The sequence below is a fragment of the Fulvivirga kasyanovii genome, assembly GCF_009711405.1.
Classification (GTDB): domain Bacteria; phylum Bacteroidota; class Bacteroidia; order Cytophagales; family Cyclobacteriaceae; genus Fulvivirga; species Fulvivirga kasyanovii.
Genome location: NZ_SMLW01000643.1, coordinates 1 through 12446, shown reverse-complemented (window position 1 = coordinate 12446; position 12446 = coordinate 1). Strand labels below are relative to the sequence as shown.

12 protein-coding genes are annotated in these 12446 nt (G+C 43.7%); 5 read left to right on the top strand and 7 right to left on the bottom strand.

The genetic code is table 11. The annotated features are described in order from the left end of the window. The first annotated feature begins 89 nt into the window (after positions 1-89). From E1163_RS22825 to E1163_RS22805, 5 genes are all read left to right on the top strand, one after another. Positions 90-473, top strand: coding sequence for a hypothetical protein (locus E1163_RS22825; protein ID WP_155174790.1), 384 nt, complete (start codon positions 90-92; stop codon positions 471-473). 80 nt (positions 474-553) lie between these two features. Continuing rightward, positions 554-1738 carry a TolC family protein gene (locus tag E1163_RS22820; protein ID WP_155174789.1) on the top strand — a complete coding sequence of 395 codons (1185 nt, stop codon included), beginning with the start codon at positions 554-556 and terminating at the stop codon, positions 1736-1738. 18 nt (positions 1739-1756) lie between these two features. After that, a complete protein-coding gene (locus tag E1163_RS22815; protein WP_155174788.1) occupies positions 1757-1996 on the top strand; it encodes a hypothetical protein in 240 nt (79 codons plus the stop codon). A gap of 19 nt (positions 1997-2015) precedes the next feature. Continuing rightward, positions 2016-3527: an efflux RND transporter periplasmic adaptor subunit gene (locus tag E1163_RS22810; RefSeq protein WP_155174787.1), complete on the top strand. Its 1512-nt coding sequence runs from the start codon at positions 2016-2018 to the stop codon at positions 3525-3527. A 12-nt stretch (positions 3528-3539) separates the two neighbouring features. Beyond that, a complete protein-coding gene (locus E1163_RS22805; RefSeq protein WP_155174786.1) occupies positions 3540-6623 on the top strand; it encodes an efflux RND transporter permease subunit in 3084 nt (1027 codons plus the stop codon). Positions 6624-6674: 51 nt separating this feature from the next. On the opposite strand, the gene E1163_RS22800 is transcribed toward E1163_RS22805, so the two are convergent. From E1163_RS22800 to lpdA, 7 genes are all read right to left on the bottom strand, one after another. Continuing rightward, a complete protein-coding gene (locus tag E1163_RS22800) occupies positions 6675-7235 on the bottom strand; it encodes a methyltransferase family protein (RefSeq protein WP_155174785.1) in 561 nt (186 codons plus the stop codon). Next, positions 7235-8575 carry a Na+/H+ antiporter NhaA gene (nhaA, locus tag E1163_RS22795; RefSeq protein ID WP_155174784.1) on the bottom strand — a complete coding sequence of 447 codons (1341 nt, stop codon included), beginning with the start codon at positions 8573-8575 and terminating at the stop codon, positions 7235-7237. Before nhaA ends, E1163_RS22800 begins: the two co-directional genes overlap by 1 nt. Beyond that, the gene (locus E1163_RS22790; protein ID WP_155174783.1) at positions 8560-8916 is read right to left on the bottom strand and encodes a SpoIIAA family protein; all 357 of its coding nucleotides are present in this window, start codon (positions 8914-8916) and stop codon (positions 8560-8562) included. The genes nhaA and E1163_RS22790 overlap by 16 nt, the downstream gene beginning before the upstream one ends. Before the next feature lie 18 nt (positions 8917-8934). Continuing rightward, positions 8935-9108 carry a hypothetical protein gene (locus E1163_RS30690; RefSeq protein ID WP_185156180.1) on the bottom strand — a complete coding sequence of 58 codons (174 nt, stop codon included), beginning with the start codon at positions 9106-9108 and terminating at the stop codon, positions 8935-8937. A gap of 3 nt (positions 9109-9111) precedes the next feature. Continuing rightward, positions 9112-10110 (bottom strand): sodium:calcium antiporter, encoded by a 999-nt coding sequence (locus tag E1163_RS22785; protein WP_155174782.1) that lies wholly within the window; start codon positions 10108-10110, stop codon positions 9112-9114. A gap of 19 nt (positions 10111-10129) precedes the next feature. Next, positions 10130-10921 carry a cation efflux transmembrane domain-containing protein gene (locus E1163_RS22780; protein ID WP_343033929.1) on the bottom strand — a complete coding sequence of 264 codons (792 nt, stop codon included), beginning with the start codon at positions 10919-10921 and terminating at the stop codon, positions 10130-10132. 81 nt (positions 10922-11002) lie between these two features. Next, the gene (gene lpdA, locus E1163_RS22775; RefSeq protein WP_155174780.1) at positions 11003-12406 is read right to left on the bottom strand and encodes a dihydrolipoyl dehydrogenase; all 1404 of its coding nucleotides are present in this window, start codon (positions 12404-12406) and stop codon (positions 11003-11005) included. Between the last annotated feature and the right edge of the window lie 40 nt (positions 12407-12446).

The window sequence follows — 12446 nt, the reverse complement described above, 5'->3', positions numbered from 1 at the left end:
GTCTGGCAATAAATACCGTATTTTGCACCTGAATGCAGCAATTCAAAAAAATATCATCCCTTTTCTTTCTGAGCATATTCAGTATGCTCATGCTGCATCAGGCTTTGCCGCATAGTCATCATCAGCATGAACTTATTGATTTAGTTGAAGCTTCCGAGCATCATCATTCGCATGCTCACAGTCACGACCATGACAAAGAAGAAAATAAAGATTCAAATGATCATTCCGGATTTTTGGATTTTCTATTGGGCAGTCATGCACACACCTATCATTCCAATGATTTTGAGGTAAGGAATATTGCCAAGCAGCAAATTAAAGTAAAGGAATTTTCGGCTTTTACTCTGCCATTAGTTCATACTTTCTTATTTAAAAAAGAAAGTGAGCCTGATAGAATCATAGTCTATCAGCCACCAGGCAATTTTGATTTTCATTTATCAACCCCCTCGCTCAGAGGCCCTCCCGTTTTAGGTTAATCTTTCTGTGTTTGCCATCTGGCTATACCAGACTTGGCGAACCGAGTTTTTAAGGTTTAACCTAAATCATTTATTATTTCATGTTAAAACATATCGTATTCGCTCTGTGCGGATGCCTGTATGCTGCTATTGGTTTTGCTCAGACTAACCAGACGGAACAGGTACTTCGCGCAATTGAGCAAAACAACAAAGAATTAAAGGCCTTCCAGTCGCTAATGGAAAGCCAAAGGCTTGACTACAAATCCAGCAACAACCTGCCGGATCCGCAGGTTTCTGCATTTTATCTGCCGTTTGGTGAGCATACCACAGGTGATTATTCTGAATTTCAGGTTTCTCAATCTTTTGAGTTTCCCACGGTCTATGCCGCCCGCGGCAACTGGATTGATAAGCAGGAAGAACAATTGCAACTGGAATACTCCAGGATCAGACAGGAAGTACTGCTACCCGCTAAAAAGTACTGCATTGACCTTATTTCATTAGCCAAACGAAAAGAAGTAGTACAACTGCGTATGGAGCAGGCACGTCAGGTTTTTGAACAGGTACAAGAGCTTTTTGACAAAGAGCAAGTGGGTATCCTGCAACTCAATAAGGCGAAAATTGCCTGGATGCAAGACCAGTTTCAGGTAGAGCAAATTGAGGCAGAAAGAAGAAACCTGTTGCTTTCCCTTCAAAAGTTGAATGGAGGGCAGGCAATTGTCTTTGATCAGAAGGTATTCGCCACTGACTTGAAACTTAGCAATGCCGATAGCCTGTGGCAGCAAAAAAAAGCCACTGATCCAGAAATAGTAGTTTCTATCGGTCTGGAGGATGTTTCCATGCAACAAATAAAGGTTGAGAAGAATAAACTGTTGCCAAACCTCACCGCTGGTTTCAATCATCAGGGAGTAATGGGGTCTAATTATTCTGGTGTTTATGGGGGGATATCTATTCCCCTATGGAGCGGTAGAAATAAAGTGAAAGCAGCAGAAGCCAGATACCAGTACCAGCAGTCTAAAACTGAAGCTGTCACCACAGCGATGTATTCTACTTTTCTGGAACAATACAATCAGTATGAGTTGATGCTTCGGAAATACGATGAGTACACTACCACATTGGAAGGTTTGAATAGTGAAAATCTACTATTAGAAGCTTACCAGCTAGGGCAAATCTCCTTTATGGACTATTACATTGAGCTGCAATTTTACAGACAGGCTTATGATAAGATGCTGGAAATAGAAAAAGAGCTTCATCAGCTCAAAGCAGAAATTTTAAAATATCAATTGTAACAAATTAACAAGAAACTTATGAAAACGAGAAATATAGTATTCGCATTACTGATCCTTTTTACCCTTTCATGTACCTCAAAGTCTTCTAAAGAAGAACATGGACATGAACACGAAACCGAAGAGGCACATGGCCATGCACATGATGAGGAATCGGGACATCAGCATAAGAGTGAAGATCATCACGAACAGGAAGAGTTTACAGTAGATCAGGACTCTACCCATTCGCATGACGATGGTAGTGAACACCATGATCATTAATTACAAAAACTAAATAGAAATGCGATATATATTCATTTTAATTGCGTTACTGGCAGGATCCTGTCAGTCCGCAGAAGAGCATGGCCATGCCCACGATGCGGATGGTGGCCACATTAATGAAGGCAGTGAGATACCTGCCGTAGACTATACCCTCTGGACAGATAAAACTGAGTTGTTTGTGGAATTCCCGGCTTTGGTCGTGAATAAGACTAGCCGTTTTGCAGCCCACTTTACCGTTCTGGATAAGCACCAACCCGTAAGGGAAGGCAGTGTGACTGTGAGCCTGGTCAAAGATGGAAAAGGCATCCGCCATACGGTAGAAGCCCCATCTTCTCCGGGGATTTTTGCTCCGTCACTTCAACCTAAAAAGGCGGGGGTTTATCAACTGATATTTGATATTACTACTCCCTCATACCATGATAGAGTTGTGATTGAAGACATTCAGGTGTTTGCAAATGCGGAAGAAGCCATTAGTGCTGTTGGAGGTAATGAGGAAGACGGAGGTGCTATTAGCTTTCTAAAAGAGCAAGCCTGGAAGATTGATTTTCAGACTGTTCCTGTAGTTTCCGGTGAAATCTATGATGTTATTAAAACATCAGGCGTATGGAAGGCTGCTCCAGGAGCCATACGTTCTCTTTCAGCCAATGCCTCTGGCGTAGTACGTTTTGCTATGGATAACCTGACTGAGGGGGCCGAGATAAAGCAAGGTCAATCCTTAATGAGGATAAGCAGCAAAGGAATGACTTCCAATAATTTACAAACGGAGATTGAGCAGGCCAGGGCCAATTTTGAACAGGCTAAGGCTGAATACGAGCGTAAAAAACAACTCTATCAGTCCAAAATTGTACCTAAAGCTGAGCTGGAACAAGTGGAAAGCAGGTACAAGGTGGCCAAATCGAATTACGAAACCTTAACATCAGGCTATTCAGTAGGTGGAAAACAGATCATTGCTCCTTTTGACGGGTATGTAAAATCAATTTCTGTCAGCAATGGAGGTTTTGTGAGTCAGGGAACCCAACTATTAACTATTGGCTCTCATCGCTCTCGATTATTGGAGACACAGGTCAGTGCATCTTATGCTCACGCCCTACAGTCAATTCAAAACATCTATTATCAGAAGGCCAGTGATAGTTGGTCAAGCATTAAAGCCTCGGGCGGGACCGTTCTTTCAGTTGGGAAGGAAGTGGAACGTACAAAGCCAATGCTCCCAATTTATGCCCAGGTCACCGAGAAAATTACCATGCCCGAAGGCAGTTACACCGAGGTAGAGATTGCCTATGGTGAACCAAAGCAAACCATGATGATCCCTGAAAACGCCCTTTTGGAAGATTATGGAAGTTATTCGGTAATCCTTCAGCTTTCAGGGGAAAGTTTTGAAAGGCGACCAGTAAAGATTGGCAGAAGAAATGGTGAGTATGTAGCCGTAGAGGATGGACTTAAGGCTGGTGAAGTGGTCGTTACGAAAGGCGCTTACCAGATAAAAATGGCCTCCATGTCAGGAACAACGCCAGCTCATGGCCATGAACATTAAAAAGGAAATGATATGTTAAATAAAATATTATCAATATCACTTCAAAACAGGCTCCTTGTTTTATTAGGTGCAGTAGTGTTGAGTGTGGCAGGCCTTTACATGGCACGGACGATGAACGTGGATGTCTTTCCTGACCTAACGGCACCAACTGTAACTATCCTCACGGAAGCACATGGTTTGGAGTCAGAAGAAGTAGAAAAGCTGGTAACTTACCAGTTAGAAACAGCCCTAAACGGCTCTCCCAATGTGAGAAGAATCCGTTCCTCGTCAGCTGCAGGTATTTCCATTGTTTGGGTAGAGTTTGATTGGGGAACGGATATTTACCGTGCCCGGCAAATTGTAAGTGAACGGATACCCATGGTGCGTGAAAACCTACCGGGTGGTATCGGGGCTCCCACGATGGCTCCTATTTCTTCCATCATGGGAGAGATTATGCTATTAGGCGTTACATCAGACAGCTTGTCGGCCATGGAATTGCGAACACTTTCTGACTGGACCATCAGGCCCCGGTTGAAAGCTATTGGAGGAATTGCCAATGTAATAGTTATTGGTGGAGATTATAAGCAATATCAGGTATTTGCCCATCCTGACAAGCTCAAGCACTATAACATAAGCCTCAGTGAATTGGTGGAAAAAGTAAAAGAAGCCAATGTAAATGCCCCAGGAGGCTTTTTCAATCAACATGGCAACCAATATATCATCAAAGGCAGTGGCCGGGCTTATGCAGTGGAAGAATTGCAAGAAGCAGTGGTAAAACAAGTTAATGGGCAAAGCATCAAAATTAAAGATGTGGCCACTGTACAGATTGGTGCGGCAGATAAGATTGGTGACGGCTCACTGAATGCATCGCCTGCGGTCATTCTTACCATCTCCAAACAACCAGATGTCAATACACTGGATTTGACCGGCCGTTTAGATGAAGCCATTGCTGAACTAGGACAAACATTGCCAGAAGGTGTTGAGATTAAGAGTCATATTTTCAGGCAGTCCGATTTCATAGAAGCCTCTATCAGTAACCTGAACCAAACCCTGCTGGAAGGTGCCGTCTTTGTGGGAATTGTCCTGTTTATTTTCCTGATGAATTGGCGAACCACGTTTATTTCTTTGTTGGCTATTCCAATATCATTACTGGTATCCATCATTGTATTGAAGCTCTTGGGCTATACTATTAATACGATGAGTTTAGGAGGAATGGCCATTGCCATTGGTGCCTTGGTAGATGACGCAATTATAGATGTTGAAAATGTTTATAAACGTCTGCGGGAAAATGTCCGAAAGCCCAAAAGCGAGCGACTCCCTGTGTTAGCAGTAGTGAAGGATGCTTCTATAGAAATCAGGAGTTCTATAATAATCGCAACGCTGATCATCATTGTGTCATTTGTGCCGCTGTTCTTCCTAAGTGGTATGGAAGGTCGTCTGTTGCAACCTCTGGGTATTGCTTTTGTAACCTCTGTGCTTACCTCTTTGGTGGTGGCTGTTACGGTGACACCCGTCCTTTGCTCATACCTATTGAAAAGCGAAAAAGTATTGAGCAAAAGTGCTGAAGGAACGAAGGTAGAGAGATGGCTTCAAAAGCAATACTCAATGGTATTAGGTGGTGCCATGAAGTTTCCGAAAACCATTATAGCAGTTACAGTCATTGCCTTTTTGCTAAGTATAGGCCTGTTTACCCAGTTAGGTAGGAGCTTTTTACCAGAATTTAACGAAGGATCACTGGTTATTAGTGCTGTTGGCCCACCAGGTATGTCGTTGGAAGAAAGCAATAAAGTAGGCAAGCTGGTAGAGCAACAGTTGTTGGAAATGCCAGAGGTAGATGTGGTTACCCGCAGGACGGGACGGGCCGAACTGGATGAACATGCACAGGGTGTTAATGCTGCTGAGGTTGATGTTCCCTTTACGCTCGGTGACAAAAGCAAAGAAGCGTTTTTTGAAGAGGTAAGAAAAAAACTCAGTATTGTTCCGGGTGTAAATATTACACTGGGGCAACCCATTGCTCACCGGATTGATCACATGCTCTCAGGAACCCGCGCCAATATTGCGATCAAAATATTCGGGCCTGACCTGCAACGTCTTTATGAGGTGGGCAAAAGTATTGAGGAGGGTATTAAACCTATTGAGGGACTGGCTGATGTAGCCGTTGCTCAGCAGATTGAAGTGCCACAGCTTCGCATCAAGCCAAAACGCCAGATGCTATCCGCCTTTGGTATGACGGTTGGCGACCTCATGGAGCAAGTGGACATTGCCTTTGCCGGGGAAGAAGCAGGTGAGATCTACGAAGGACAAAAATACTTTGACCTGGTGGTGCGTTATCAGGATGATTTTAGGAACAAAATTGAACGTATCAAAACGGCATTGGTGAGCCTGCCAAATGGAGGTCAAACTACCATTGACCAACTGGCCACCATTTCTTCTGTGAGCAGTCCGAATACGATTAGCCGGGAAGATGTGCAGCGCAAGATTGTTGTGGCTGCCAATGTACAGGGACGTGACTTGAGAAGTGCCGTCAACGAGATTCAGGAGACCATAGACACCAATATTGAAATTCCAGAAGGCTATCGTGTAGAATATGGAGGACAATTTGAAAGCGAGGCAAAAGCTTCTCAATTGCTTTTGATTACTGCGGTATTGGCTATTTTGATTATTTTCTTGCTACTCTACTTTGAGTTTAAGAACATGAAGCTGGCTTTTGTGGTCTTGATCAATCTGCCTCTGGCGTTAATCGGTGGCATTCTGATTGTGTACTTCACTTCGGGGATCATCAGTATTGCAGCTACCATTGGTTTTATCAGTTTGTTTGGGATAGCAACCCGAAATGGTATTTTACTTGTTTCCCGGTATGAAGATTTGCGAAGAGAAGGCAAAAAGGGACTGACCTTAATAAAGGAAGGTGCTTTAGATCGGCTCAACCCCATTCTAATGACGGCTTTCACTACCGGTTTAGCTTTAATCCCCCTGGCACTCAAAGGTGGTGAGCCTGGCAGTGAGATTCAAAGCCCTATGGCTGTAGTAATCCTGGGCGGTTTGTTATCCGCTACCATTTTGAATTTGGTGGTGATACCGTGTGTGTATCAGTTGGTGGTCAAAAAGAAGACATAATTCATTTAGACCAGTCAAGCTCGATATTACATATCAGGCTTGACTGGTTCTTTAAACCCACCTTCCCACTTTCCTCTCGTATGCCAGATAATCCTCTCCAAAAACACTTTCTAGTACCTTTTCTTCTAGTCCGACTCTCACAAATACGATAAAGGCTCCAAGTAATAATATAATACCTGAATAGATGCTGGGAATACAGAGAAAAAAGCCTATCAGCGTGATTAATTGCCCCAGATGCAGCGGGTTTCTTGTTTTAGAATAGATGCCTTTTGTAAGCAATAGCCAACCTCTTCGTTCACTGCCTCTGGACAGTCGCTGATAGTTTTTGGCAGAAAATACAATCATGAAAGCAACGGTCATAATTCCAATAGCTACCCAACTTAGCGTATGGGTTTTTAAGGCTTCAAAAGGCACAACATATTGATGGTAAATCTCAGGAAACAGCGAGAAAATTGTAGTAAGAGCAATCACCAAAAGCCATATCAGGTTATTTAATAAAGTAACTGTTTTAAGCTTTGGTGGTTTATCTTTTCGTTTTGGCGCGTACATCAAAAATGTGAGCAAAAAGTAAAGCAGGAAAAATACAGGCAGAAATATTCTTAAATGTATCATTAATTTTCAGTTTTGGGTTTTGTAAATAATAAGGTGGTCACTCCTCCCACAGCCGCAATCAATGAGGCAATTAAAATACTGATCTTGGAGACCTTCACCAACGCAGGGTCTGTAAACGCCAGATTCGTAATAAAAAGTGACATGGTAAAACCTATACCAGCTATCATGCCCATGCCGATAATATGCTTCCAGCGCAGAGTGGCATGAAGTTCTGAGAGGCCGAACTTTTCACCAATAAAAGCAAAAAGACTGATTCCCATGACCTTTCCTATTGCTAAACCTAAAACAATACCCAAGCCTAAAGAACTGGAAGCCACTTCTAAAAGCCCAACATCCAACTTCACCCCGGCATTGGCAATGGCAAATACAGGAATGATAAAAAAGGCGTTAAAATTGATCAATGCATTCTCCAGCTTAAGCAAAGGAGGCCTTGAGTTTTCAGTATCTGTTTTTATGTCCTTTAGTATTTTTCTTTGACGAATATCCTGCATGGGGTCGCGGTTCTCAATGTCCGTTTCTTCAAGTGCGGCCACATTCTTAGCGGTACGCTCTTTCAGGATTTTGCTGTCCAGTTTGGGTTTTACTGGAATGGTGATGGCGAAGAGTACCCCTGCTATTGTAGGATGCACCCCGGAATTGAGAAAGCAGTACCACAAGGCCAAGCCTCCTAAAATATACCAGATTAAGCTTTTTACACCAAACCGATTGCACAGCATTAATAATATAAATATGCCGACCCCAGTACCAAGGAATAACCAACTCAGCTCATTGCTGTAAAACAGGGCTATGACCAATATGGCTCCCAAGTCATCAGCTATAGCGAGAGCAACCAGAAAGATTTTAAGCTGTGACGGCACTCTTTTGCCCAATAAACCGATGATACCCAAGGAATAGGCAATATCGGTAGCCATAGGTATTCCCCAACCGCTAATATTCTCTGTTCCAGTATTGAGACTGACAAAAATCAAAGCCGGTATGGTCATACCACCTAAGGCAGCCAAAAGTGGCATTGAAGCTTTTTTGAAGGAAGACAATTCACCCACCATAATTTCCCGCTTCAGCTCCATACCGGCTACTAAAAAGAATATGGCCATCAGCCCGTCATTGATCCATTCTTCTATGGTCAGTCCAAAACTGAAATGCTCTGAAAACTCAAAAATAAATTCGTCAGTGAGGTAGTGGTGATATGCATCGGCCCATTGGGAATTGCCCAAAACCAAAGCGAAAATAGTAGCTGCAATTAAAAGCAAACCACCTGAGGTTTCCCTATCCAGAAACTTGCGGGCAGTCTCTCTGATGTATGCTAACCCGGTATTATTCCTATCTACTGATTGATCCATTCCTTTGCTTCTTCTTTTTGTTCACTATCAAAGTATCGGATTTCAGCATTGGTGAATGGCTTCATGAACTGAGTGATCCAATCCTGCCATTTTTTGTCGCCCACCATAGCAATCTTTTCATAATCGTCAGCGTGAGACATATCCATTTTTAAATCTTTCCAGAAGGCATTGAATTTCCATCCGGAAAAATTTTCCATCTCAAAGTACCACCGTACTTTCTGTCCACGGTTCACGATGTTATGAATCAGCGGGTGAATTTTTTGAATGTCAGCTTCAGTCAGGTTTTCCTGGGCTTTCGTAGCAATTACATTGTTTTTGGTAAAGTCTAATACTGTTAGCATGTTGGTTTATATTATTAGTTACAATTTTCTTCTTTCCATTTCCACCTTGGCAATGGCCCGATCAATGGCTTCATCTTTAGAACATTTTTGATTCAGGTACAGCTCTTCGGCATACTTCAGGACTGCATCCCTGATGCCTTCTTCCAGGGCATTGAGGCGTTTTTGGTAGTCTTTGAATAGTTTTTCCTTCATCGGCTAAAAAAGTTTTAAGACAAAAAATGCCATAACAAACAAATAGGCCACATAAGCAGCATCAAAAACGAATACCTGCCATCTGCTGAAACCATGCAGGTCTTTGCTTTGATGAACAAAGAGGCTGTAAAGCAGGGGCATCAAGCCAACAAAGGCGAGGTTAACCCAATACAATTGAAAATCCTGTACCGGGGTGCTTACCAGTGCCAGGGGGAAGAATGCAACCGTCATGGTGATGGCATTGTCGGCTATAACACTTGTGGTACCTGCGGTTACCTCTCCACCTTTGACCACACTCCAGGTCTTAAACACTTCCGGTGCGGTGGTCATGATACCTGTAATGAACAGCCCTCCCACAATCTGGGAAATGCCCAAAGCCGAAACGATGTTTTCTGTCGCTTTTACAATGAAAAAAGCCCCGGCTGCTATGGCAATTGCACCTGCTATGGAAAGCCATATTTTCTTTTGTGTCCACTTTACTTTTTCTCCTTCTTTTCTTCCCCTGATAATGGCATGCGCCAAAAAAGCGGCATAAGCCCCCAGCATAATCCAGCCATCCACCGGTTGTAACCCGCGCCATGCTTTGGGTATGGTCAAAATGGCTACTAAGGCTATAATCCCTAAATAGGGCAATGACAGAACGGGTACAGAGCGCTTATTGAGTGCCAGCATGTTGGCATCCAAATGTTCTTGATGCTTGGGATTGTTTTTGAATTGCTTACGTGAGGCGAAATAGGCTATGGTAATCATCAAGGGAATAGAAATGATATTAGAGCCCAGCAGGTTACCCAAACCAATATCGGATACTCCCCTTGCCGCACTGGTAATATTGATGGCCACCTCCGGACTGGCCGTGACAATGGCAAGAAATGCCGCTCCTGCCGAGGCGGTAAGCCCCCATTGTTTACGTAGCAATTTTAAAGGGGTCAGCAGTTGATCTGCCCCCCAATGAGCCGCCCATGCGGCCAGTACTAACACGCCTGCCCATAACCATGCATTCATATATTCAGTTGTTTAGGTATCATTTTGCCAACTTTAAAATCCTCACTGCTCCTCGCATTACAAAGGCGAAAACAATGCCGCCAATCGCCAGGTCAGGCCACTTACTTTCCAGAAAATAAACCAGTACACCAGCCAGTATTACCCCTCCGTTGACGATGATGTCATTGGAAGTAAAAATAGCACTGGCTTGCATGTGGGCCTCTTTACTTTTGGCCTTGTTGATCAGCCAAAGTGAAACAAGGTTACCTGCTAAAGCGAGCAGGGATACAATGATCATCCACTGGAATAGAGGAGTTTCGCTTTGGGTGAAAAACCTGCGTAATACTTCCGAAAAGCCAAGCAGTGCCAGGCCCATCTGAAAGTAACCACTGAGCTTAGCTACCTTTTTCTTGCGGGCAATAGCCGCTCCCACCGCAAAAAGGCTCAGGGCATAAACAATTGAGTCAGCCAGCATATCCAACGAGTCGGCTATCAGGCCCATGGAGCTGGATATCCATCCGGTGGTCATTTCGGCTACAAAAAATCCAAAATTGATGCCCAGCACCCACCAGAGTATTTTCTTGTGCTTGGTCTCGTCTTCGGCAATGGGCATTTCTGCCTCAGAAGTACCTTGGAGTTGATCGTTGAGGTTTAGTTCACTGATAGCATTTTGTATAGGCAGTACTTCATCCTGATGGAAGACTTCCAGCTTGCGTGCCGGAATGTCAAACTCCAGGTGCTTTACCTGGCTGAGAGGTTCCAGCTTCATGCGGATCATTTGCTCCTCTGAGGGGCAGTCCATTTTGGTTATTTTGAATGTGCTTTTATTTATATTGGTCATTGAAATAACTTTCTGTCAAACTCATTGAATTTCTAGGCTAGCTTCTGAGATTTTCTTCATCACTTATAAAGCTTAAATATGCAAAGCCCTATCTTCGGTAGCGGCTAAGCAGGCTTCCTTGAAAGTTTCTGAAAACGTGGGATGCCCGTGAGACATACGTGCGATATCCTCGGCAGCTGCCCTAAATTCCATTGCCACCACCGCTTCGGTGTAACTATCGGCTATTCGCGGGCCTATCATATGCACTCCCAATATCTCATCGGTTTCCTTATCGGCAATTACCTTTATAAATCCATCCGTATCCATACTTATCTTTGCCCGGGCGTTGGCCTTAAATGGGAAGCTACCCGTCTTTATCGCTCTTCCTGCTTCTTTAAGTTCCTCCTCGGTAAGTCCCACACCGGCTACTTCGGGCTGTGTATAGACGATGTTCGGTATAAAGGGGTAATTGATGTGCGGTTTTTGTCCCGCAATGCGTTCAGCCACAAAAACACCTTCTTCACTCGCTTTATGAGCAAGCATTGCGCCCCTTACCACATCGCCAATGGCGTAAATTCCTTTGATATTGGTTTCCATGTTATCATCTATTTTTATTTGTCCCTTTTCGTTGGTTTCCACTCCCAAATTTTCAAGTCCCAGATTGACGGTGTAGGGTTTTCGTCCTATGGCCATAAGGCAATAGTCACCTTCCAACTGCATTTCCTTTTCGTCTTTCCTGTTCAGTGCTTCCAAGCTTACCGTACCGTTTTTGGTAGAAGCATTGGTGACCTTATGCTCCAGGTAGAACTCCATCTCCTGTTTTTTCAATGATTTATATAATTGATCCCCCAGGGATTTGTCCATAGTGGCGATAAGCCCATCAAGATATTCCACTATGGAGACCTTTGACCCCAACCTGGCGAAAACAGAACCTATCTCGACCCCAATAACACCACCTCCAACGACCATTAAGTGTTTGGGAATTTCTGTAAGAGCAAGGGCTTCCGTAGAGGAAATAATCCTCTTTTTATCTATTTCGATGTTCGGCAGGGACGCGGGTTTTGACCCGGTAGCGATGACCATCTTATCCGTTTCTATGATTTGTGTTTTATCTTCGCCCTTAATTTCAATCGTGTTCTTATCCTTGATGGTCCCGTGGCCTTCATAAACGGTAATCTTATTCTTCTTCATCAGGTAGGCTACCCCATTGATGATTTCCCCCACGACATCCTGAACCCTTTGGTTCATTTTTACCATATCTACATTCGCCTCCTTGACACCAATGCCAAAATCCTCGAATTGGTGTTTGAGCTTATAGTAATGTTCCGAGGCTTCCAGCCAGGCTTTGGAAGGGATGCAGCCTACATTGAGGCAGGTGCCGCCCAGGGTATTGTATCTTTCAATTAATCCCACTTTAAATCCCAGCTGGGCGGCACGTATGGCGCATACATAGCCGCCCGGACCCGAACCAACAATTACAATATCATATTTTTCCATATTTCCATACTTTTAAGATGAAATCCCTCCAGCTTCATTC